Genomic DNA, 23,056 nt, shown 5'->3' on the forward strand with positions numbered 1-23,056 from the left:
TCCGACTCATGAGGGTTCGCATCCTCGAAGGCTGGCGGAGGCAGCCCACCTCAGCCGGGGCGATTCCGCGACATGCTGGCAACAACCCTCCCGATGAACCCGCTCCTCCCGGGAGACTGCCCCGCTGGCTCCTCAGCGAACGATTCCGCGACACCCTTGTCCGGAAGGCTCCCGATGCGTCACCGCCGACTCGGCTGCGGGTGCTTTGTCGCCTCCCGGGCGCGCTGACGGAATCACTCCGAGACAACCTTCGATGGGGGGTCATGGCGTCGCTTTGCACGCTCATCCTCACCTACCCCGCGTGCGTGCTCTGGCTTGGTTCCTGGTATGACGGTTGGAATAACTCGTTCGCGAAGGGATACGAGAATGCCCTGGTAGGCCTCCAGGCCGGTTTGTTCGCCCACCTCCTGTTCGTCGGGGCGATGCTCTACGTCCCGATGGCCTGGGCACACCTGGCGGCCTCGGGTCAATTCCGGGCCTTCTTCCAGTTTCGACTGATCGCTCGATTGGTCTGGAGCAAGGGTTGGGCCGTCGCGGGGTTTGCAGCGGTGTTCTCGCTCGCCACGATTCCAGTCATGGTACTGCGATCGGCACCGTTCGCGTTTGTGCTCGCGAATCCAGATGCCTGGGCACGCGCGGAACCCGCCGAGGTCCTTCGCGTGATCCAACGGTACCAGTTGGCGGCAGGGATCTATCTCTTTCCCACCTATGTCTTGCTCCACCTCCTGACGGCGCGACTCTATCGCGCGGCCCTGGTGAAGACCTTGACAGAGCATCCGGAACTTTCAGGTTCTCTGCCGGACTCCCTCCGAACCTTGCTCTCGGAATCTCGTCCGACCCCAGGAGCACACCCTCGTCATCCTGTGCTTCAGAAGGTCCGATGGGGTGCGCAATCGACCTCGAACCTGTTCGGCGTGCTGGCGGCGGCAATCCTCTGGTTCACCGTGATTGCTCAGATTTATGTCGGGCAGTTTCTCAACTACATTCCTTGGGCGGGTTGGCTCAATCAGCCGCTCATTCACATCCCCTGCTTGCAAGTCATCCCGAAGACTCTCGGGTAGATCATGTCCGTACCAAGACAGGGAAAGGTGGCGATCGAGATGGTCGTTACCATGAACTATAAGGACCCGGACGGACCTCGGATGGCTTCGAGGTCCAGCACGATCGACTCGTCTCGTCCCGCGATGATGGGGACGGTCCCGACCCAGTCGCGCGGCATCGACTGATCTCGAGGCTCCAGGCCAAGCGATCTGGCGACCCATCCCATGAGCCGAGCCGGATGAACTCCTTCCGCTCGGAGCGTGGCGAGCTTGACCGATTCATCCCGCTTGGCGAGTCTCCTCCCCGTCTGATCCCCCACGAGCGACACATGACCGAACCGAGGAGCCGTCAGACCGAGGGCGCTACTGAGTAACAGTTGGCGAGGCGTGCTCGACCGGAGGTCATCCCCTCGGATGACCTGATTGACCCCCATGGCAGCATCATCAACCACGACGGCGAGCTGATACGCGACGCTTCCATCCGATCGCCCCACACTGAAGTCACCGACCGTAGTCGCCGGATTCTCGGCGACACTCCCGAGAAAGAGGTCGTGCCAGGGGATCGCTTCATTCACGACGCGAAACCGCCAGGTATAGGGCCGATCTCCGAGTTTCGCCGCGTCGTCTGGCGATCGGTGCGAGCAGGTGCCCGGGTAGACCGGTCCCTCCTCACCCTGGTGAGGAGCCGATGCCATGCGTTGAATCTCTGCCCGGGTACAGGTACAGGGGTAGACCAGATTCGCTCGCTTGAGCCGATCGAGCGCTTTCGCGTAGTGATCGAATCGAAGCGATTGAAGATAGGGCCCGGATTCACCCCCCACGTCCGGGCCTTCGTCCCAGTCGAGCCCGATCCAGCGGAGATCGACCATCGCCTGCTCGATCATCCCGGGTCGGAGCCTGCTGGTGTCGAGATCTTCGATCCGAAGTACGACCTTCCCCCCGGCCGATCGGGCCATCAGCCAGCAGACCAGGAAGGTCCGCGCATGACCGACATGCAAGCCCCCCGTCGGAGAGGGGGCGAATCGCCCGACAACCTGAGTGATTGGACGGTCTGAGGGGCCGGTTCCAGGCGGTCCGACGATCATTTGAACTCCATCGAACACTCAATAGACGACTCGGAACTCCCCCGGATGGGGAGTTCGGCTGGTCCGGTCTCTCTCACCATCGTACAATCCTAGGGTCGAGTCCCGATGGGGTTCGACGGTTGCCCCCGAAACAGACCCTCTGGAGTCTTTCCGACGATGGATGCTGAACTGAAACGCGAGGCGCGGAGCGTGATCGACCGGATCGTCAACTTGCGAGACTCTCTTTGACTTGGCCGACAAGCAAGCCCGTCGCGACGAACTCGAGCAACAAATGGGGCAGCCCGACTTCTGGAACGACCAGGAGCAAGCCCAGACGATCATCGGCGAGCTCAAGACGCTCAACGGAGTCATCAAGCCGTTCGAGGAATTGATCACTCAAGGAGATGACCTTGAGGCGATGATCGAACTCGGCGATGAGGTTGGTGACGACTCCTTCGACGACGAGTTGCGCCAGGCGACCGAACGCGCCCTCCGAGACTTCGAGACGTTCGAACTCCGATCGATGCTTTCCGGGCCGAATGATCACCGGAACGCGTATGTCTCGATCCACGCGGGAGCAGGTGGGACCGAGGCGTGCGATTGGGCCGAGATGCTGATGCGCATGTACATCATGTGGTCGGAAGCCCACGGCTACAAGGTCGAGATCACCGACCGGGAAGATGGCGGCTCGGCGGGCATCTCGATGGCCACGCTCCACATCACCGGGAACCTGGCCTACGGGTACTTGAAGTGCGAGACCGGGGTGCATCGCCTGGTGCGGATCAGCCCGTTCGACTCTCAGGCCCGTCGGCAAACCTCGTTCGCCTCGATCGACGTCCTGCCCGAGGTGGACGACTCGATCGATATCGAGATTCGAGACTGCGACCTCGAACGCGAGGTTTTCCGCTGCGGAGGTCCTGGCGGACAGCACCAGAACAAGACGGAATCGGGCGTGCGATATCGCCACGTCCCGACTGGTGTCACGGCCGAATCCCGATCGGAGCGATCGCAGTTCAAGAATGATGCCAACGCGATGGCCCTCTTGAAGTCGAAACTCATCAAGATGGAGGAGATGAAGCGCGAGGCCGAATACGCCAAGTTATACGACGAGAAGGGGGAGATTAGTTTCGGAAGTCAAATCCGCAATTATGTCCTCCAACCGTATCAACTGGTGAAGGATCTTCGCACCAGTTACGAAGTCGGCAACCCTCGCGCCGTGCTCGACGGCGACATTGACGGCTTTATCGAGGCCTACCTTCGCATGAAGCTCGAACAGGGGGAAACTACCCCAGCATCTTAGTCGGCTGGGGCGTTACGCTGATCACATCTCCCTTTTCCCTCCTCCGGCCTGGATCCAGAGCGGGCTGACTGTACCTCGAGGCGACCTGGGGTCAGTCCGCTGCTGGATCACTCTGGCGGCCTGGCGAATATATCGATTATTCAGCAGTCTGTGTGATGCTAAAACTCGACGAGTCGGACGAACGCCGTGCCATCCTTGCTCCGGGATTTCGACTGAGCTTCACATGGACTGGTGATCGCTGGGCCCATTCGCTCGACGTCGCGCACGACGCTCAATTCCGTCAGATTGCCACCTCCCTGGAAGGCGAGGCCGACGAGGGGCGGATCGTGAGCCCCGCCCTGCAACAGTTGCAATTCCAGCAGGCTCACGAGCACCCAGAGATCCTCCAGGCACTGCTCGTCGGCCTCAGCGGTGCTCATCATTTTTCTGTCGTTTTTACCGTGCAGGAAACGCGGGATCTGATTTGCGTCTCGGTCGAGGTCGCCGATCGCTGTCGACTTGATCTCCAGGCGCTCGCAAGTACTTACGCGGTCGATCTCCCTTCGAGTCAGATCGTCGAAGCTGACACCGCCGGGGTTTCTTGGAGCCTCCCATCGAGCCCGAATGCGCCGCTACGCTTCGAGTCGGTCGCTCCTGCTCGAACGGACCTGCGAGAGGCAGGACGACGCGGTTGCCAGATTCAAGCCTGCCCCGCCGTCGTGTCAGGACTATCGACGCACTGCTGGGCTTACCGTTGGGTCTTCCGCACTTCTCACTGACATCTACGTCAACTAAAACGACGCAACTGGTCTCGATCGGACCGAGACCAGTTGGCTCCTGCTGAGTGTCGGCAGCAGATTCCGGACGTCCTCACTCGCTCAACGGCGTGAGGATGATCTCACGGAACTCGATCGGGGCACCCTCGGATTGGAGCGATATGGCCCCCTCGGTCGCCGAACAGTTGGTCGCCTGGTTCACACGATCGCCGTTGACCGTCACGGTGATCGTGTCTCCCTGGCAAACGATGACCATGGTGTTCCATTGGCCGATCGGGTTTTCCGAATCGTCGGTCAGGTTCAGGTGGCGCCGGCCCATCTTGCGCTCGTCTTCGTTCTCGACATCGAGATCCGTACCGATCACCCAGAAGTCCCCAGCATCCCCCCGATGCAGCTGGACCTCGATGGACTTCGGCCAGATTCCGATCGCACCCGGTTCTGAAGTATGGACAAGAACGCCACTGTTGCCCCCTTCGCTGCCCTCCGGGAATCGCCACTGGAGCGAGAGTTCGTAGTCCCGATACTCGTCCTCCGTCTTGATGTATCCGACCGGCTGGCCTTTGCAATGCAACACCCCGTCCTGGACACTCCAAACATCCTCGGCCTTCGCATTCTCATCGGCGAGGACCGCAGTCCAACCGCTCAGGTCGTTCCCGTTGAAGAGCGCGATGGGCTCGTTCGCCAGCGCAGCGGTCGGAGAAAGCAGCACGAGGGCCGCAACGAACGTTCGGTGGATCATCAGCGGTGTCCTGTGAATCATTTTTGCTTGTCTGGATGCGTGAAAGTGCTCAGCAGAGGCTCGCGAGCGACGCTGAGACCATCTCCATCGTGGAACCGATCATATCAGACCCGAGAGAGTGATGCGTCTCTCTCATCGCCCAGACGCCTCTTTTTGCGGTGCAGGCTGGAGCATGGCGGCTCCCTGGGGAGCGTGCTAGACTCGCCCGAAGTTCAGACGAATCTCCTGGGCAATCCCATCGGTTGACCACCGAGAAGTGGCTGAGGTGGAGTACGCACCCCCATGAATCCGACCAATCGCATCAGTCGTCGTGCGGCGATCCGGACGCTTTCAACCGCCATGATGGTTGGCAGCGTTGCCGGAACCCGGCCAGTGACGCTTCGGGCTCAGGAGGCCCCCCAAGGCCCCCCACACGTCCTGCCGCAAGGTGAGCTTCCTCGCGACCCTCGGATCGGGCCGCTGAAGGATTTGAATGGGTACTTTCCCTTTCACGTCCCCGGGTCGCTCGAGCAGTGGCAGGCCAGGGCCGAGGAGGTCCGTCGACGAATCCTCGTCTCTGCGGGCCTCTGGCCCATGCCCACGATGCCCGAGTTGATCCCGATCATCCACGGTGCCGTTGATCGCGAGGAATATACGGTCGAGAAGGTCTATTTCGAGAGCGTGCCGGGCCTTTACGTCACAGGGAGCCTTTATCGACCCAGGGGAATCGACGGTCCCAGGCCGGCAGTGCTGAGCCCGCATGGCCACTGGGAGGAGGGTCGATTCCACGACCACGGCGATGAAACTGTCCGCCGCGAGCTCGATTCGGGAGCCGAACGGTTCGAGGTCGGTGGCCGTCACCCCCTTCAGGCCCGATGCGTCCAGCTCGCCCGAATGGGGTGCGTGGTCTTTCTCTACGACATGCTGGGTTACGCGGACAGCGTCCCGATCCCGTTCGAAATTGCTCATGGGTTTTCGGAACAGCGTCCTCAACTGAGTCGCACCGACCGCTGGGGGCTCTTCAGCGCTCAAGCTGAACTCCGGCTCCAGAACGTGCTGGGTCTGCAACTGCTCAACTCGATCCGGGCGCTCGATTTTCTCAGCGAGTTGCCAGACGTGGACCCTGATCGCATTGCCGTCACCGGTGCCAGTGGCGGCGGCACGCAGACCTTCCTCCTGGCTGCCGTCGATCCCCGTCCCGCCGTGGCGTTCCCCGCGGTCATGGTCTCGACCGCCATGCAGGGCGGATGCACCTGCGAAAACGCGAGTTACCTTCGGATCGGGACAGGCAATGTCGAGTTTGCCGCCCTCATCGCGCCTCGGCCACTCGGGATGACCGGCGCGAACGATTGGACCCGGGAGATCGAGACGAAAGGGCTGCCCGAGCTGCAACGGCTATTCGAGCTGACCGATGCCCCGGGGAACGTCGTCGCACAGCATTTCGATTTCGGTCACAACTACAACGCACCAAGCCGAGCAATGATGTATGCCTTCATGGCAGAGCAGCTTGGTCTTGCCCCGGATGCCTCGGTCGAAGAACGCGACTACCAGCCGTTGACTCGTGAGGAAGCGACCGTCTGGGATCTCGGGCACCCGAAACCACCCACCGACGAAGACGCGGAGGTTCGGCTTCTCGCCCTGCTCGACGCCGACGCTCGGGCGAAGCTTGAGGACATTCGACCCGTCGATACCAAGACGCTCTCCGAATTCCGGGAGATCGTCGGCGGGGCGATCAAGACGATGGTCGGGCGATCGTTCCCCGAAGCAGGCGACATCGTCTATGACAAGCATCGGGAGATCGACCGGGGTGATTGGCTCGAAACACTGGCGCTTCTGCGCTACGAGCCAGAGGCTGAGATCATCCCCACCGTCTTCCTCTATCCCAAATCCTACCGGGGACGGGTCGTCGTCTGGCTTGACGAACGCGGGAAGTCATCGTTGTATGACCGGGAGGGGCAGCCGATCGGCCCGGTCCGTCGGCTCATGGATCAAGGCATCGCCGTCGTCGGCTGCGATCTCCTCGATCAGGGGGAGTGGGTCCGGGAAGAGCCTCCGACTCGGACGCGAACCGTCGAGAATCCCAGGGAATTCCTGGGGTATACGCTGGGATACAACCATCCCTTGTTCGCTCAACGGGTGCACGACGTGCTCTCTGTCCTGGCCTTCGTTCGGCACCATGACTTCAGCCCCGGGCGTGTCGAGTTGGTCGCCACGGGTGGGGCTGGTCGTTGGGCGGCGGCTGCCGCGGCGGTGTCGCCGGGGGCGCTCGATGCCCTTGCACTGGGAACATCAGGCTTCCGATTCGGTCGAATCACCGACCACCGCGACCCCGATCTCTGGCCGGGTGCCCTGAAATACGGCGATCTCCCGAGCCTTCTCGCGCTCTGCGCCCCAACCCCACTCTGGATCTCGGGAGAGGGGCCTCAGCTTCCTGGCATCATTGTCGATGCTTACAACGCCGCATCGGCCTCGCAACCCTCGGCCTTCCACGGGGAAGGCAACCAGCAAGAACCGGAGGCCGCGGTCTCCTGGCTCCTCGACCGAGAGTGAGATGGTACTTCTCCATCTCCAGCACCGACACCGGCGGGTCACGGTGCTGGAGAGCAGTCGCTCAGGGACGGGGCACGATCCGAATTTCGAACAAATCCGACCAGTTCTTTCCCGTCACAAAAAGGCGCTGACTCTTCGGCTCGTAAGCGATGCCGTTGAGCACGGCGTTGCTTCCAATCGCCTGTCGAGGGCGGACGTTGCTCGCGTCGATCCACCCGACGATGCGCCCCGACCGCGCAGAGATGCGGGCGATGGTCGTCGTGTTCCAGATATTCGCGAGAATTTCCCCGTTGATATACTCCAGCTCGTTGAGCTGATCGACGGGCCGACCCTCCGGGGTCGCGACCCTGAGCGATCGGACAGGCTTGTACGACTCGGGATCGAGGAATCGCAAGGTCGCCGTCCCGTCGCTCATGATCAAATGCTGATTGTCATGAGTCAGCCCCCAACCCTCGCCCGCGTAGCGAAATCGCCCCCGGAGTTCGAAGGTTTCCTTATCGAAGATCAGTCCTGTACGCTCTTGCCAGCTCAACTGAAGGATCCTGTCCTTCCAGATCGTAATCCCCTCTCCGAAAATCTCGTCGGGCAACGCAGCCTCCTTCAAGACCGTCCCCGTCTCCAGTTGCACTTTCCGGAGGCGAGACCTGCCATACTGACCGGTGCCCTCGTACAGTTGCCCGCCCGAAAATTCGAGCCCCTGGGTGAAGGCGTTGAGATCGTGTGGGTACACCTTCACGATCTCAACGCCGTAAATCGGCACCCGACTCGTCTGAGTCGCAAGCCAGGTTGCCCATGCCCCTGCGCCGCCCACCGCCAACGTCACTAACACCCCAAGCCACAGGCCGATACGATTCCGACGCGACCAGCCCATTGCTGTTTCCGCCGATGAGGGTGTTGGGACTTCGTACCGATTCCTGTGATTCGTCGCGTGCCGTGGGGGGTTCACGAGGAGCATATCAGAGCCTCAGTTCTCATCGTCGGCGGATCGGGGAGTGATCGTTTCCAGCAGGCGAGCGATCCCGGCTCGGGCGATCTCTGCGTCCTGTTCTCCTGTCGCACCACCGACCCCAACCCCGCCGATGATCTGCCCTTCGACGACGATCGGGACACCACCATAGAGTGTCGTCACGGTGCCACCCGATGCCGACGCCGTGAGTTGGAGACTGACATTCAGCAAGACATCGGGAATCTCGGCCCCGGGTGGCACCGGGCCCGTCGGCTGCCGAAGCGTGGCGGCGGCGATGGCCTTGGTCATCGAGGTATACGAACTGGCAGACCGGGCGCCATCCATCCGGGCGAAGGCGATCGGGTGTCCGCCATCATCCACCACCGTGACATTCACCTTCAAGCCCATCGCCTCGGCCTTGGCCTTGGCCCCTTCGAGGATCGTCTGGGCACCTCCGAGCTTCAGACGAATGCCTCCCCGTTCAATCATCGAGTCCGATTCGACCGCCTCCTGAGCACTACTCCTCTGCACCCCCTGGAACACCAAGGACGCAATGACAACCCCCTTTACGACCGAACGGAACATTGAGCAATCCCCGATTGAGCACTTCATGGTGTTGAAACTCCGACTCATGGCGTGATGCGGCGCGAACCGAGCATCCACTCAACCAGCTCCGGTTCCGAATAGGCACGGTCCCAACTATTGTGGCCGACGCCGCGATACTCGGTATACCTGACCGGTGCGCCGATCTCCTTCAACGTTCGGGCCATCGTTCGCATCCCCCGGACAAAGGGGGCGCGATCGTCGTCGCCTACAAACCCCCAGGTCGGGATGGCTCGAATCGACTCGGCCTGCTCGGGATCGCCGGGCCCGCAGACGGGCACGAGAGCCGAGAACCGGTCCGGGTAGGTCGTTGCGAGCGACCAGGTTCCCATCCCCCCCATCGAGAGCCCTGTCAGGACGATTCGACTGCGATCGACCGCGAAATCGGCCAGGACCTCATCGAGGATCGCCATTGCTCGCTGCCCATCGGGCGAACTGGCCGCCCAGGTTTCCCGGGCCTGGGGGAACACGGCGATGTAAGGGTGACCGGCCGGATTCTTCGCGATACTCGGCCCGAGTCCTACCTGGCTCGGAATCACCCCATCGTCACCCCGCTCCCCGGCTCCATGCAGGAAAAGGACGATCGGAAACGCCCGATCGCCGTCGTATCCTTCGGGCACGAAGACCGTATAGCGTGCCTTCGATTCGGTCCGCAGCGTCCGGAGGTGAAAGCCCGGTGCTGCAGGATCCCCACCATCCACCGGGCGAGGCAGGGGCTGCACGAGGAGATCCCTGAACTGGATCTCCATCGGCCCTCCCGAGTGGAGCTGGACCGCAAAATGGCCGGTCGAAGCGATCTCCCGGTCCGCCTCGGCATAATCGACGGACGAGTGCCCGTTGAGGCTGAGCCTGATCTGATCTCCCATCGCCCGGATGATGTACTGGTTCCACCCGTCGACCCGGACAGACGATCGAGCCTGGTCCGTTGCGGATTCAAGCACTCGATTACGCCTCGATTCGTCGTAAAGACTCCCCCAGTAGTCTTCCCCGATGTCCGCCTGATAGCCGATCATCTCGTGACCGGGCAGCCGATCGCTCCGAAACTGGATCCCGCTATTGCCCGCCCCATCGACCAGTCGGAATGAACAGCGGAAATTGAAGTCGCTGAACTGTTCCTCTGTTGCGAGAAATTCGTTCCGGTCGAGTCCCGGAGATGAACCCACGAGCATCCCGTCACGGACGGACCAGAGCGAATCGTCCCCTTCCCAACCCGTCAGATCCTGGCCGTTGAAGAGCGGGAGAAATCCGGCCGTCTCGACCACCGGAGGCAATCCTTCGAGGAGGTCCGACCATCGCAGCAAGATGGTGGCCATGTAGGTTCCCCCGAGGGTCGCCGCCTCCTGTTCAGGACCGGGTGCATAGCCGCCGTCGTCTCGCCGACACGATTCGACGAACCGACGCAAGGCGGCGAGGTCAGGGGCCGCTCCCATCATGTATGCCGCCCGCATCACCCGATACGAGGCCGAGAGATCGGTCCCGCCTTCTCCCGAGGTCCAGCCCCCGTCCTCCTGCTGACCGGCCCGGAGCGATTCGACGACGGCCTCTCGTCGGTCGAGATCGTGGCCCATTCGCAGCAACGCGGCCGCAGTGCCCCCCGTATCGAATGCGAGACTCGGGCCTTCACCCCAGGTCCCGTCGTCGTTCCGTGACTCCAGAAGCTCAGCGGTCCATTCCTCACGCCTGGGCGACGGCCGGCCCACCGCCTCGAATCCGGCGATCGCGATGCGCACCTCGGGGAAGGTCTTCGCGTGCGTCGCGAGGAATTCGGAAGCCCGACTCAGCAGCTCTTCATCGTCGATCCGAAGCTCTCCCAGCGCCATCAATCCGGAAGCCGTGGACCCAACGTCGGCGGTCCCATCAGGCGTTTGCGCGAATCCTCCGGACGCCGGATCGAAGCACGACCGCACGAAGTCGAGACAGCCCAGAACGTCCGGGATCGATCCGGCCGTGTACCGGAGCACTCGGACCGCGGCGGTTGTCGCCCCGAGCGAGGATTCCCCCCCCGGCTCCGCGGCAAACCCGCCATCGGGGTTCTGCCTCATTGCGGCGAATTGGGCCGTCGCGTCACGCTCGACGACGCTGAGTGACTGGGCCACGGCAGGCGAAGTGAGGATCGCCAACCCAGCGAAGACCCCGAGCAGGTTTGTCTTCATGGCGAGTCGATGGGCTCAAGGGAAGGAGGTCAATGGTGATGAGAAGCCGACGCTTCCGATGGATTCGACGGGCCTGGACCGAAGTGAATGGCTTCCCCCGTCTCGCATCGCATCGCATCGCACTTCCGGAGATTCCTCAGCTCAGTGTAGCAAGAGTTCCCGGAGGGGATAAGTGACGCTCCCCGGCCGCTGTAATCACCCTGTTCGACCACCGAAGCGATATGACCATCCCCCGGAGTCGGGCGGCCCAAACGCAAAACGCCGCGCAGAGGAACCCTCGAGGGGTTCCGGCGCGGCGATTGGGCCATCTCGGCGACATCCCGAACCGATCGGGGACAACCCGCGTCAGCCTTCGAGCTGTCGAGCGATCCGGTTCACGGGGACCCCCTCGACCAGTTCGGTCGGGAGCAAATCGGGCAGGACGTACTGGAGCACGTAGGCGTCTTCGCCCGTGTCCTCGAAGGCTTCTCGAACGACTTCGACGGCCCTGAAGTCGAGTGCCCGGAAATAGAGCTGGGCCGGGAGGTTCGATTCCCGAGTCTGAAGCAGGATCTTCGTCCGGCGATGGCTCGACAGCTTGCCGACGAGCTTGGCCACCATCTGCCGGCCGACCCCCATCCGTCGGTACTCGGGAGCGACCGCCAGATTCAACACCTGGAGCCGCGACTTGTGCAGCTCGTAGATCATGAATCCGACGACCCGTTCCCCGCACTCGGCGACCATGCCAATGCAGTTGCGCTGGCGGAGCACGCGGAGGAACTCCTCCTCGCACCAGGGGAATTCGTAACTCGCATGCTCGATGGCCAGGACCTCGGGCATATCGCGTCGGATCATCCAGCGAATGTGCACGCGGACCTGGGCCTTGGCGGTGGGCACCGTGCTCATCGAGCCTCCCTCCGTGGACAAATTAAAGACGGCGAGCCCTCAGCATCCTGCCGAGGACCGACGTGGAGACAGTGGGATCCGATCCGCGGAACGGTCCGCGGAGGATGGGTTGGAGGTGATCCCTGGCCGGGCCCGAAGGCCCCGCGAAATCGCGATGGGCCGGAATCCTCCGCCAAGGCGGGGCGGATTCTATCGGAGCCTTCCGGGGCTGCCAACCCCGCTTCCTCCGCTCCCTCCCAATCGATGGCCCGGATGATTCCGGGCCATTTCTCACACCCTCTTATCGGCCGGATCGGAGCCGATCCTGAGGGGCTCACGCTCAGAATCGCCCGAAGGAATATGCCTTATTAGAAGGATCAAAATCCGCATCGGAGAGTCCGACATTGATCTTCAGGTCGGAGTAGATGTACTCCTCCAGCAACGGTGCCGGTTGCCCCTCGCGGGCGGGCCAGTCGTAGGCCTCGAACCGCGTCGGCAGTCCGAGCTCGTGATCGATGTAGAGCCGGACTTCGTGGAAGACGAAGTCGGGGCGGCGATTCCGGTGCCTGCAGACGATCATGGTCGAGGGCCGCTTGTTCACCAGGACCGTTTCCCGGATCGTCACGTCGCTGTCCCTCGCGCTCATCTCTCGATTCCAACCCTCGGTCAGGGTCTCGATCATGAAGCCGATCCCGGCGTCCGTGATCGGATGTCGGTTGCCGCTCATCGCTCGTCGGCTCATCGGATCGAGATGCACCGTCCCCGCCAGGAACTTGTTGAACCCGACATCGTGGACGATCGCCTTGCCGCCATTGCGGCCGTGCACATAGATCGCCTCGCGTCCGGCTGTCGGCTGCTTGAATTTGAAATAGACGCTCTGCGGGCTGGTCCGAGCCTTCATGCTCATCACCTCATAGCCGGAGAGCCGGCCTCGAATCCGCTCCCGCTTGATGAAGGTGCAGGTGTAGTCTCGGACGGTTGCGAAGCGGTGTTTGCTCTCGGCGAGCGCCGCCTTGGCATAGCCGATGGGGTCCTCGGAAGGGTCGAAGTCGGATCGCCGGGTGTTCAACCCGAGCGGCATCCGGTCGACCGCATTTGCATTGGCGATTCTCAAGGGAACCGGCTCCGGTGTCACGTCCGAGCCGTCATCCTCCGTCCCCGAGCCTGATTCGGACTCCGTGCCCGCGGGATCGACGGGAGAAGCTGGCGCGCCGCCAACCTGGGAACCCGGGCCCGAAACGACTGGAGGCGGATCGGCCAGAGTCGCCCCCACCCCTTCCCCGACGATTGCGTTGGCAACACTCGCATCGGTCACCAGCGAGCTACTGCCCAGCACGACGACCCAAGCGATCAGTTTTCGGGTCCGTCCGGTTCGGGTTGTTCCCTCTGCTCGCATCGCGCAGCCCTCCCAGCCTGTCTCGAATCGGGTGCATCCCACACGGTTTCGGTCTGGGGCGACCACGGGAGTTCATCGAGACGCGCGTTCTGGCAGACCAGGTCAGACCTGAACGTCGCGCGGGAGGTTCATCAGCAGGAGGTCGCAGTCAACACGGGAATCTAACACGCAAACCTCGGACCGAGAAAGCCCAAAGTCTTTCTCCTCATGAATTTCGATCTCCACCTGGTGATGTCGGACCGGTTCTTCCGGATCTGCCGAGGGCCTGCCGCCGCGTCGCTGGCCCTCTTTTTTCAAACGCGCCTGCCCTCGTTACAATCTGAGGATCATCGCGTCGCCCGGGCACCGACCGGATTCGGCAGTTCTCATTTCAAGGATCTCACCCACATGGAATCGATCGGCCCCCAGGACTCAGGCCCATTCGTCGAATCGTTTCTCTCGCCGATGTTCGACCAGTGGTCGTACCTCATCGGCCGTCCAGGTCGGCAGGACGTCCTGGTCGTCGATCCCGGTTTTCGGACCACCCACCTGCTCGAGGCCCTCCGACGCCGATCGCTCCGACCGGCTGCGATCCTCAACACCCACGGGCACTCGGACCACATCGCCGGCAACCGTGCGTTGAAGGAAGCGTTTCCCGACGCTCCTCTGATCATCGGACGGAATGAGGCCCATCTGCTCACCGACCCCGTGGCGAACCTGAGTGCCGCATTCGGCCACGAACTGACCAGCCCACCTGCGGACCGGCTCGTGGACGATGGCGAAACCCTCGATCTTGCGGGCTTCCTCCTCGAAGTCCGAGAGATTCCCGGCCACAGTCCCGGCTCTGTCGTCTTCGTGGCCCGCGACGAATCGCCTCCGATCGTCATCGGCGGCGACGTTCTCTTCGCCGGTTCGATCGGTCGCTTCGATTTCCCCGGGGGTGATGGGCGGTTGCTGGTCAGCGGGATTCGAACGAAACTCTTCAATCTCCCCGACGAGACCCGAGTCCTCCCCGGGCACGGACCCGAGACCACGATCGGGATCGAGCGCCTTCGAAACCCCTACGTCGGCGAACGGTCAGAGCTCGACCGGCTCGATTGATCGACCGTTCGCAGGGGAAAGACCTCGACGTCGACTCCCGACGCGTAATGGATCAACGGCTCCTCGCGCGACCGCTCGAACCCGGAAGCGGCGAGCAAGCTCTCCTCCAAGGCCAACAGTTCTGCATCCTGAACGGGATAGGACTGATGATGGACCCGACCGCTGTACAACCGCCCTCGTGCGAAGGCATAGAGGATGTAGCGCTCCAGCAGGAAAAAGGCGAGCGTCCCCGGGACGGCTGACGCCGGCGTGCCGGTCGGCCGGTATCGGATCCGACATGCCCCCGAAGCCCCGCGCCCCCTTCGAGCCGAGACGTAATCGATCACGCCCTCCGCCGCCTGGTCGCGGTCCAGGCTCATCCGAGCCCACCTGTAGGGCAGATGGAACGTCGACCGCGCGAGCCAGACGGCGACGGGATTCGCCGCGTCCAGGCTGAAGAACCAGACGCCAGGATTCCTCCCCTTCTCATGCACGTACGTCCGGACGTTGACTTCGTGGAAGTTCGAGAGCCAGGGCACCGCAGGCAATCCCACCGGCCGGACCCCTCGCATGGTGAACGGCACCAACCCGAGATACGCGTCCCCCTCGAAGGTGTCCACCTCCAGCCCTGGAGGGAGCGTCTGTGCGACGATCTCGGCGGGGACTTTCCAGTGCAAGAACAGCAAATCCAACCAGCGCTGGCGCATGACGCACCGACCTTCGGGACGACGCGTTGGTTCCATTCGATCCATGACGCCCTCGAAGTCGAAATCGTCGCACACGTGACATCGCCTTCCCGATCGTCGGGCATCGCATCGACGCCCTGATGGCCAACGCCATCGATCGAGGTTCTCATCCTCGGGTTCATCCAGGCGATCCGCAAGCGTTGATCGAAACGGAGAAGACGCGTGGCTGTGTGGGCAATCAGCGATCTGCACCTCTCGTTCGCCAATCCGCAACGCCGGGATCAGTACGCTGCTCGGTGGCAGGACCATGCCGAATCGATCCGGAACCAGTGGATCGCGGCCATCGCCCCTCGCGACCTGGTCCTCATTCCGGGTGACATCTCGATGGCCTTGAACCATCGGGATCTCCAACCCGATCTCGACTGGCTCGGTCGATTACCCGGCATCAAGATCTTCTCCCCAGGCAACCACGACCGGTGGTGGGGGAAGTTGAACAACCTCCAGCGGATCCTCAGACGTTCCCAGCGAGCGGTCGATGGGAACGTCATCGTCGAATCGGGGGCGGTTGTCTGCGGGGCGAGAAGCGTCGATGTCATCGATCTCGATCATGCCAGTGTCCCTCAACGACAGCAGCACGAGCGAATCATGTCCACGGTCGAGGCGATGCTCGACGAGGCGACCGCTCGACGCGAACCGGGAATGCCGCTCTATGTGCTCTGGCATCATCCCCCGTTCGATCAGCACGGACGACCCGGCCCCTGGGTCAGTCGGTTCGAACACGCGGAAGTCACCGCCTGCGTCTATGGCCACCTCCACGCCGAATTGCAATGGTCGTTCGCCGTGCAGGGGATCGTGAGGGGCGTGCGGTATCATTGCGTCTCCGCGGACGCGGTCGGCTTCCGTCCCCTTCGCATCGATCGGCCGAGTCTGGCTCCCGGGACTTCCGACTGAGTGGAATCCCGACTTCCCATTTTTCGATCGTTCATCCGAGAATGGGTGAACAACTGCCACCTCAGCGTCACCGACCCGCGACACCGACAAAACAGGTCTCTCCCTAAACGCCTTCCCCAAAATAGGTTAACAACAGAAACCCTGTCCAAGAAGGGCGATGGCACCGTGTTTGCGTTCCGAGGACGATTGCCACCTGGTGATCGACCAGGAAAGGGCGACAATCCCCTGAAGACACGCATCGAGGGAGAGGGTGTCATGCTGGTGCTCAGCAGGAAGCTCGGCGAGAAAATCGTCATCGGCGAGAACATCGTCGTGACCGTGGTCAAAATCGATCGGAATCAGATTCGGCTCGGGATCGAAGCGCCGAGCGACGTCCCGGTCTATCGCGAGGAGATCGCCCCGAATCAGAATCCTCCGCGCATCCGAGAGACCGTGCTTCGCTAATCGATACGGTCAGGACCAGGCAACGTATTCGCTCACTCATTCGGACTCGGCCGATTGCTTGCTCGGCCAGACCGACTGGAGTGCTAACGCTGCCTCCTCAACGATTGCCTCGGGATTGACGGCGACATCGTGTCCCATCCTGCCTCCCCCTCCCCCGACGATTGGCTCGGGGAAGACCGGACCCGAATATTCCAGTTCCGCGAGCGTTCGAAGCAGTTGACGACAGGGCACCCTCCCCGCCGGCGAGGGGAGTCTGCGCTGCTCGTCTCGAAGCTCGGCCAGGCAGTTTGAAGCATCGCTGTGCATGTCACTGACATGGACTGACACGACCTCATCCGCGCCATAATGACGGACAATCTCGGGCGATTCCTCCGCGGCGTGGAGATGGAACCCATCGACCGTGAGCCCAACATCGCACCCGTGGTCGCGAAGCGCGGCGAGCAGGGGTCGGAGTCCTTCGAGCCGATCGATGAACCGCAGCCCTCGGCCCGATCGGAAGGAGGAAACCCCGATGGCCTCCAGCCCGAGCCGGTGGCCGTGATCGTTCACGATCTTCGCGATCGGGACCAGGCGCTCCAGATGCCATCCCATCGCGGCGTCTCCGGGGCGTTCCTGATCGAGGACCAGGGGATCGAGGATCTCCGGGAGAACCCAGGTCCCGGTCCGGTTCAGGCCCAGTTGCTCCGCGACCCGGGCATACGCGGGCAATTGCGCGAGATCGCGTCGGAACCGATCCCGATCGCCTCTCCAGTCCATGGGCAAGGGCCACGTTCCCGCCCGGAGGCCGAGGTCGCTCATCATCGAGCCGAGGATCAACGCGTCGTCGTGCTGCTCGACCAGATCCCGGACCAGCAACTCGACACCCTGGAAGCCGAATCGGGACGCAAGCTCGATCGCCGATCGAGCGTCACCGCCCAGGCCGAGCATCCGGAGGCTGAGGGAAGGCCACATGCTGTTGCTCTCAGCAGGTTCATCACGCCCGATCCGTCGAGCCTGGGGAGGCATGGTATTCGGCGTTCCCCTCGGCCGTCCAGTCCCGTCTTCTCCCCAACCGGAATCGGTTCAACTCGTTTCGTCGAGGTTGGATCGCCGCTCTCTTGGCGCGGGGGGTTCCGACGCGGGACAATCATCATCCATGCGGCGGGACTTTGGTCGGATTGGCTGACGTCGTGGCGATCGCGGTCGAGTCCGGCTTGGGCGGAGGTGGGCGGGAGCGAGAGCGAGGATGCTGACGTCCTGGATCGAGGCGGCGGCAAGCGGGCGGCTCGGTGGTCCGATCCGAGCCGGGATGTGGGGCACGGTCGTGCTGGGATCGCACCCGGCCGACCATGACGAAACCCAATGCTGGCTGGAACTGATCGTTGACGACGAGTCGCTCGGACTGCTTCCCGCCTACTGGCTCGAAGACCGGGGGGTGAATAGCCTCTGGCATGCGCCCGTCCCTCCCCAACGGATCGGGTCGCGGCTGCGCTACCGGCCGATCGCGATCCGAGGAGGAGAATCTCCCGCCGAGGGTCCCTGGAGAGAGTTCCAGGTCCGCCCGAATCTCCCCGATCGCACCGAATCGTCCGAACCGCTCACGATCGGACTGATCGGCAATCGCCACCTGACCGCCCGCGTCGACGAACGGGCGGCCACCTTCGACCTGTTCTTCCCCACCGTCGGATTGCACTCGAACGTCCGGCCGGCCGAAGGCGATTTATCGAACAGCCGTTCCCATTTCCGGACGATCGTCGGCGGCCTCGCCCTGGGTTCCCGGCTCGATTGGTTCGCCGAGCGGATGAGTTGGGACGCCTCGCAGCACTACCGCCCCGAGACGAATCTCCTCGAAACCGAGTTTCGATGGCGTCGCGGACCGGTCCGGGTCGTCGCGGTCGATTTCGCCGCGATGGGCCCAGACTTCCCCCGGACCGGCGGGGGCCTCGAATCCAGGGGCCAGTACATCAAGCGCTTCCGAATCTTCAACGAAAGTGCCGAGCCGCTTTGCGCCATGTTCGGCCTGTATGTTCATGCCGAAGTCAATGGGGGCATCGGCGAGCCGAGCCTCAGCTGGCAGGACTCGGGCCGCTGCCTGCTCGCCGCCAACCGAGGGCACAGCCACGCGAACCGCAAGCTCGCCCGAGACGCCACGGTCGAATTCGCCATCGGGCTCGATGACCGAGGCCCCGTCGATTGCGAACCGACAGGCCCGAGCGAGGCGATCGTCTTCCGGAATCTGGAGCTCCCCCCCGGCCGAGAGGTCTGCGTCGACGTTCTCATCAGCGGCGCCTTCACCGGGTGGCGGGGAGATCAAGGCACCTTCGAACACTGGCTCCGCCCCGCGTTGGATTGGTTCCGCTCGGTCGATCTGGACAAGGTCGAAGACTCCGCCGCCGCGGAGTGGGTCGGGGTCGTCCAGTCCTTGCCGGTCGTCGAGTCCTCTCGGCCGGGGCATGCCGAAGTCCTGAGACGATCGGCCCTCGCCGCTCTCCTGCATTGCGACAGAGAACACGGCTCGATCGCCGCCGGTTTCGACCGGGGAATCAACGCATACTGCTGGCCCCGAGACGCCCTCTGGGCCACCACCGCGATGGACCGCCTCGGGATGCCCGAGGTTACCGAGCACTTCTTCGAGTGGCTCGGCAGAGTCCGAGGTCGCACCCAGGTCAATCGAGCCTGGTTCATGAAATATACGCTCGACGGACTCCCCGAGTGGGAAACCCCCGCGATCGATCAGACGGCGCTGGTTTCCTGGGCGTTGGAACGCCACGTTCGTCGGACCGGAGATCTCGAATTCGGGCGGAAGCACTGGCCATTGGTCGAGCGCATGGCCAATGTCTGCCTCCATGGTGATGGGCACCCGGGCCTGAGGTGGTGCGAGGACCTCTCCCTGTTCAGCTCGGCCGGCCTCTGGGAAACCCGCTTCGGCGCCTACCTCTCGAGCAACGCTTGCGTGGTGGCCGGGCTCCAGGCCGCCGTCCGATTGGCCCGCCTGCTCGATCCGCCCACGGCCGAAGCGTTGGTCGAACAGTGGGCGGATCGCGCCGATCGGATCTGGAACGTGGGGATCCTCGGCGAAGGAGACGAGCGCGACCATCCCGGCCTGGTCGACCCCAAAAGCGGCCGATTCCTGGAGGGTCGGCGCATCTCGACCCGCCTCGGGTTCTGGTCGAACCAGCCCGGCTCCTGTGTGGAACGCTCAGCGGCGCTCGACATCGGGGTGCTTGGCCTGGCCATCCCGCTCGATCTGCTGGCCGCCTCCGACCCCCGACTCCGGCGAACAGCCGGGGCAATGCTCGTGCACAACGTCAACCGGGCCGACCCCGGCGGCCTGACTCGTTGGGCACCCGACCCGATCCGGCTCGATGAAACCTCACTCGCCCCCGGTGATTCCCAGCGAGAGACCCCTTCGTCCCTGGCAACCCTCTGGATGGCCCGCTATCTCATCCGACTGGCCCGGGAGACGGGGGAAGCCAGGCATTGTGCCCAGGCCGTCGAATTCCTCGATCGGATGATCGCTCGGCTCGGGCCACTGGGCTTGAGCCTGCGGCCCGGCCCGCGCTCGAACCCGTTTTCCAGCAGCCTCGCCCGCTACTTCCAGGGGGTCTGGGGGCTGCACACCATGCTCATCGACACCATCCTGGATCTCGTGGAGCTCGACTACGACGCCATCGACCGTCGCCTCTCCTTGAGGCCGATCCTTCCCCCGAGCTGGCCCCGAATCGGCATCACGCGAAGCCTCCCGTGCGGCCGCCTCGGATTCCGGTACGAGCGTCCCGTGGGAGGCAGGGCGCACCGGCTCCTGCTCTCGGGTCGTCTGGAACACGCGATCCGGCTCGATGTCGACCTGTCGTGCCCCGGCCTGGGCACGCTCGGGCCGTGGTCCGCTCGACCCTCGATCCCCCCTCCTCCGCTCGACCTGGCGACGGGACGACTTTCATGGTCGATCCTGCTGCCCCCAGGCGAGGTCGACGCCGAATGGGCCTGGGGCGATGACGGCGGTGATTGGATCTCGGCGGTCTGACTGCTCGATCGCTCCCGACCGCCTCAGCGACGAGGCGATGCTCGGCAGCCAGACCGCCCTCCGGTCAACGGACAGAGGCCGCCCGTCAGCCCCGATCGGGGGTGTCCGGGTTCCAGTTCGGGTCGATCCCAGCTTCCTTGCGGAGGAAGTCGATCACCGACGCGACTCGCTGTTGCTCGGCGGTCCGTTCGACATCGGACCGCAAGAAGAACTGGAGATTGGACATCACGTTCTGGAAGTCGATCCCGGTCGACGCAAGGACGTCTCGCCCGCCACTACTATCGGCCCGACCGTAAAAGGCCAGCACGTAGATGGCGTCTTCCTGTCGATCCGGCGCGACGGCCACGCCATCCGCCCCAGAGTCTCCCAGCCCAAACAGGGCGTCGCGGAAATCAGGGCCCGGATCGATCGGAGCGAATGCGTTGTCCTGCTCAACTCGCCGTCGAGGGCCGGTGGACCGCGTCACCAGGCCCTCCTCCGCCGCGATCCGGTCGAGCGTGTCCGAGGGGATTCCCCCCTCTTCCGTCTCTTCTCGGACGCGATCGGCCAGCGCTTCGGCCGCCTCCGTCGCAAGCGATCGGGCTTCGACCCGACGCCAGAGCGCCTCGACCAGCCCCTCGGGCATTTGCTCGAACGTGCGGTCGGTCTCGGGAAAATCGAGCGTTTTCCAGGCGAGGTAACGCCGCCCTTCCGGATCGGTGAACTCCCGAGGGTCGAACAGGGGGCTGTTCTCGTCGAACATCACATCGGCGAAGGCCCCGAATTCGGTGGGGGTCGCGGTGTCTGGCCGCTCGAGCCCCTCGACGGTCCGGGTCAGATGCTGGACATTCCGGAGCAAGCGGTACGAGGCATCGGCCCAATCCAGGCGGGCCAGGGCGAGATAATCCTTCCAGGACTCGGGAATCCCCTGGGGATCGAGCAATTGCTGGAAGGTGTCCGGGTCGGCCAGCGGCCGGGTCAGGCCGATCCGCACGAAACCGATCGCCTCCTCGCTCTCGGCAGCGGTCCCGAGCGCCTCGATCAGGGGCTGAGCGGCCTCGGTCTCTCGGAACAGGTCCTCGAGGTTCGGCAGCGATTCCCGGTCGACCTCCGGTTCGAGTCCGGTCTGGATCGCATCGAAGTCGTTCGAGATCGAATTGCCGAAGACGTTCATCGACTCCTTGACCTGCTCGAACAGATCTTCAAGTCGCTCACCCAGGCGCTCCTGGATGCGCTGATCGAGAATCTGGGCGACATACTGCCGCTCGTACTCGGCCGGGTACGACAGCTCAACACCCTCCTCCCCTTCCGGATCGGTGAACGGATTCACCGGGAGGGACTGGGCGAATCGGGCGGCCTCCCGTTCCTGAACTTCGGCTCGATATTGTTCGAGGACGTCCTCCTCGAACCCTTCCTCGGCCCGGATATCCTGCTCCAGCGGCTCGCCCCGGATCTGTTCTCGGAGCAGGTCAATGGCGTTGAGCCCGAGCGTGAGGTACTCCACCTTCACGCGACGAGGGACCTTGAAGCCGATCCTCCCGGTGGTCGGGTCGGCCAGCCGATCCTTGTGCTCGTCGAAGAAGTTGCGGAGCGTCTGATCATCCGGTGATTCGACCTCGTCCAGGAAATCACCGACCGGGAACGAGACATAGCGGGACTCGACCTCGACCAACTGGTTGCGGTACACATCGAACGCATCGAGCGGCGTGTCCATCGACTGGGCGAGCAGCTCGAGCGTCTGCAGGATCCGCACCTGATCCGAGACCTCGGACAGGAAGTCCGTCTCGGTCATCTCCCGTCCGAATGCCTGGTTGAAGATGAGCTGGAGTTGTTCGGCCAGGTCGACCGGGTCGAACGCCGGCAAGGTCGGCTGGAGATTCCGATAAAGCTCGTGCTGCATCCGCGCCTGCTCGAAAATCCAGTTGCGGGCCAGGTCGGGGGTCCGGGGGATCCCCATCGCGTCGGCCTTGCGTTCCAGGAGCATCGCATCGACCATCGCGGCGTCATCGGTCGCTCCGAACGGGGGCGGGTTGAAATAGGGGACCAAGGGCACCCCACCCAGCCGGAGCGCGAGTTGAGAGAGCACGTAATTGGCCCGAATGCGCTCGAGCCGGAGTTGCTCCAGATCGCTCGTCCGGACCGCTCGACCTCCCATCTCGACCACGATGCGGTCGACGGTCGTCGGCCGGGCATAGTCGTTGAACAGGCGAGGGAGGGAATCGGCCAGCACGAAGGCGAACATGGCCAGGATGGCCAACGCCGCCAGCATTTTTCGTTGATGTCGACGGAAGACCTGAAACGGCATGACGTTGTCCTCGATGACACTCGGCAATTCGGGCCACCAAACCCTGATCGGGTGCGGCGATCTTCGACGACGACGTCGGGGTCGCGTCGGCCCACTCCGCCCTGCTGACCTCTTGTCCATCACCTCTTGACAGCCGCGACGATGCTCGCTAAGTCAGAATGGCGATGCGGGTCGATCAATCGTGCCCGAAAGGACGTAGTGTACCAGGGATGACCACCACGACGGAACGGCACTCCCGCG

18 protein-coding genes are annotated in these 23,056 nt (G+C 63.4%); 8 read left to right on the forward strand and 10 right to left on the reverse strand.

Annotated elements, in window-relative coordinates:
- The first annotated feature begins 8 nt into the window (after positions 1–8).
- Positions 9–1,061, forward strand: coding sequence for a DUF4013 domain-containing protein (locus AB1L88_RS05275; protein WP_367095579.1), 1,053 nt, complete (start codon positions 9–11; stop codon positions 1,059–1,061).
- A gap of 56 nt (positions 1,062–1,117) precedes the next feature.
- Here the strand turns inward: AB1L88_RS05275 and gluQRS are convergent, their stop codons facing one another.
- Positions 1,118–2,125 carry a tRNA glutamyl-Q(34) synthetase GluQRS gene (gene gluQRS, locus AB1L88_RS05280; RefSeq protein WP_367095580.1) on the reverse strand — a complete coding sequence of 336 codons (1,008 nt, stop codon included), beginning with the start codon at positions 2,123–2,125 and terminating at the stop codon, positions 1,118–1,120.
- Between the two features lie 156 nt (positions 2,126–2,281).
- On the opposite strand from gluQRS, the gene prfB reads away from it, so the two are divergent.
- A protein-coding gene (gene prfB / locus AB1L88_RS05285) for a peptide chain release factor 2 (RefSeq protein ID WP_367095581.1) occupies positions 2,282–3,404 on the forward strand; the annotation gives its coding sequence in 2 pieces (ribosomal slippage) (positions 2,282–2,350 and positions 2,352–3,404; 1,122 coding nt in all).
- 155 nt (positions 3,405–3,559) lie between these two features.
- Positions 3,560–4,162, forward strand: coding sequence for a hypothetical protein (locus tag AB1L88_RS05290; protein ID WP_367095582.1), 603 nt, complete (start codon positions 3,560–3,562; stop codon positions 4,160–4,162).
- Between the two features lie 91 nt (positions 4,163–4,253).
- On the opposite strand, the gene AB1L88_RS05295 is transcribed toward AB1L88_RS05290, so the two are convergent.
- Positions 4,254–4,898 (reverse strand): DUF1080 domain-containing protein, encoded by a 645-nt coding sequence (locus tag AB1L88_RS05295; RefSeq protein WP_367095583.1) that lies wholly within the window; start codon positions 4,896–4,898, stop codon positions 4,254–4,256.
- Positions 4,899–5,471: 573 nt separating this feature from the next.
- Here AB1L88_RS05295 and AB1L88_RS05300 point away from each other — a divergent pair.
- Positions 5,472–7,427 (forward strand): acetylxylan esterase, encoded by a 1,956-nt coding sequence (locus tag AB1L88_RS05300; RefSeq protein WP_367095584.1) that lies wholly within the window; start codon positions 5,472–5,474, stop codon positions 7,425–7,427.
- A 61-nt stretch (positions 7,428–7,488) separates the two neighbouring features.
- Here the strand turns inward: AB1L88_RS05300 and AB1L88_RS05305 are convergent, their stop codons facing one another.
- From AB1L88_RS05305 to AB1L88_RS05325, 5 genes are all read right to left on the reverse strand, one after another.
- Positions 7,489–8,298, reverse strand: coding sequence for a glutaminyl-peptide cyclotransferase (locus AB1L88_RS05305; RefSeq protein ID WP_367095585.1), 810 nt, complete (start codon positions 8,296–8,298; stop codon positions 7,489–7,491).
- 93 nt (positions 8,299–8,391) lie between these two features.
- Positions 8,392–9,036, reverse strand: a complete 645-nt coding sequence (locus tag AB1L88_RS05310) for a heme-binding protein (RefSeq protein ID WP_367095586.1) — start codon at positions 9,034–9,036, stop codon at positions 8,392–8,394.
- Positions 9,003–11,129: a family 16 glycoside hydrolase gene (locus AB1L88_RS05315; protein WP_367095587.1), complete on the reverse strand. Its 2,127-nt coding sequence runs from the start codon at positions 11,127–11,129 to the stop codon at positions 9,003–9,005. Before AB1L88_RS05315 ends, AB1L88_RS05310 begins: the two co-directional genes overlap by 34 nt.
- 345 nt (positions 11,130–11,474) lie before the next feature.
- Positions 11,475–12,014: a ribosomal protein S18-alanine N-acetyltransferase gene (rimI, locus tag AB1L88_RS05320; RefSeq protein WP_367095588.1), complete on the reverse strand. Its 540-nt coding sequence runs from the start codon at positions 12,012–12,014 to the stop codon at positions 11,475–11,477.
- Positions 12,015–12,333: 319 nt separating this feature from the next.
- Positions 12,334–13,107: a DUF1571 domain-containing protein gene (locus AB1L88_RS05325; protein ID WP_367095589.1), complete on the reverse strand. Its 774-nt coding sequence runs from the start codon at positions 13,105–13,107 to the stop codon at positions 12,334–12,336.
- A gap of 726 nt (positions 13,108–13,833) precedes the next feature.
- Between AB1L88_RS05325 and AB1L88_RS05330 the strand changes: the two genes are divergently transcribed.
- Complete coding sequence (locus AB1L88_RS05330) at positions 13,834–14,469, forward strand: MBL fold metallo-hydrolase (protein WP_367095631.1); 636 nt, start codon at positions 13,834–13,836, stop codon at positions 14,467–14,469.
- Here the strand turns inward: AB1L88_RS05330 and AB1L88_RS05335 are convergent.
- Entirely contained in the window at positions 14,430–15,155 is a 726-nt protein-coding gene (locus AB1L88_RS05335; protein ID WP_367095590.1) for a DUF2071 domain-containing protein, read from the reverse strand. The genes AB1L88_RS05330 and AB1L88_RS05335 overlap by 40 nt on opposite strands.
- Before the next feature lie 201 nt (positions 15,156–15,356).
- Between AB1L88_RS05335 and AB1L88_RS05340 the strand changes: the two genes are divergently transcribed.
- Positions 15,357–16,085: a metallophosphoesterase gene (locus AB1L88_RS05340; protein WP_367095591.1), complete on the forward strand. Its 729-nt coding sequence runs from the start codon at positions 15,357–15,359 to the stop codon at positions 16,083–16,085.
- A 255-nt stretch (positions 16,086–16,340) separates the two neighbouring features.
- On the forward strand, positions 16,341–16,529 hold the full coding sequence (csrA, locus tag AB1L88_RS05345) for a carbon storage regulator CsrA (RefSeq protein ID WP_367095592.1): 189 nt from the start codon (positions 16,341–16,343) through the stop codon (positions 16,527–16,529).
- Between the two features lie 36 nt (positions 16,530–16,565).
- On the opposite strand, the gene AB1L88_RS05350 is transcribed toward csrA, so the two are convergent.
- Positions 16,566–17,480 carry a TIM barrel protein gene (locus AB1L88_RS05350; protein WP_367095593.1) on the reverse strand — a complete coding sequence of 305 codons (915 nt, stop codon included), beginning with the start codon at positions 17,478–17,480 and terminating at the stop codon, positions 16,566–16,568.
- 274 nt (positions 17,481–17,754) lie between these two features.
- Here AB1L88_RS05350 and AB1L88_RS05355 point away from each other — a divergent pair, with 274 nt between their 5' ends.
- The gene (locus AB1L88_RS05355) at positions 17,755–20,532 is read left to right on the forward strand and encodes a glycosyl hydrolase (protein WP_367095594.1); all 2,778 of its coding nucleotides are present in this window, start codon (positions 17,755–17,757) and stop codon (positions 20,530–20,532) included.
- A gap of 85 nt (positions 20,533–20,617) precedes the next feature.
- Here the strand turns inward: AB1L88_RS05355 and AB1L88_RS05360 are convergent, their stop codons facing one another.
- On the reverse strand, positions 20,618–22,816 hold the full coding sequence (locus AB1L88_RS05360; protein WP_367095595.1) for a hypothetical protein: 2,199 nt from the start codon (positions 22,814–22,816) through the stop codon (positions 20,618–20,620).
- Between the last annotated feature and the right edge of the window lie 240 nt (positions 22,817–23,056).

Source organism: Tautonia sp. JC769, from assembly GCF_040717455.1.
In the GTDB taxonomy this organism is placed as follows: Bacteria; Planctomycetota; Planctomycetia; order Isosphaerales; family Isosphaeraceae; genus Tautonia.